Below are 506 nucleotides of genomic sequence, written 5' to 3' on the forward strand. Positions count from 1 at the left end.
GGCCGCCGCGAGGATACGCGCCAGCGCCTCGGCGACGGGAAGGAGCGCGGTCATGCCTGCACCTCCCAGACGCCCGAGCGGCCGCCGCTCTTGTGCAGCAGCCGCACGCCCTCGACCCGCATGCCCCGGTCGGCGGCCTTCACCATGTCGTAGACCGTGAGGCAGGCCACCGAGACGGCGGTCAGCGCCTCCATCTCGACCCCGGTCGGCCCCTGGACCCGCACCTCCGCGGTGACGCGGATCCCCGGCAGGCTCTCGTCGGGCTCGCACTCGACCCGGACCTTGGTGAGCAGCAGCGGGTGGCAGAGCGGGATCAGCTCGTGGGTGCGCTTGGCCGCCATGATGCCGGCGAGGCGCGCGGTGCCGAGCACGTCGCCCTTCTTGGCATCGCCCTCGCGGATCAGCCGCAGGGTCTCCGGCTGCATCACCACCAGGCCCTCGGCGTGGGCGGCACGGTCGGTCGCGGCCTTGTCGGTGACGTCGACCATGGTGGCGGCGCCGGCGGC

Annotated in this window: 1 protein-coding gene; it reads right to left on the reverse strand. The window is 74.1% G+C overall.

Going from position 1 to position 506, the window contains the following annotated elements:
* Positions 1-50 precede the first annotated feature (50 nt).
* Positions 51-506: cyclic pyranopterin monophosphate synthase MoaC (gene moaC, locus VP06_RS33125; protein WP_063928498.1), on the reverse strand; the 456-nt coding region annotated here is incomplete at its 5' end.

Origin of the sequence: Methylobacterium aquaticum (genome assembly GCF_001043915.1) — a bacterium.
Lineage (GTDB): Bacteria > Pseudomonadota > Alphaproteobacteria > Rhizobiales > Beijerinckiaceae > Methylobacterium > Methylobacterium aquaticum.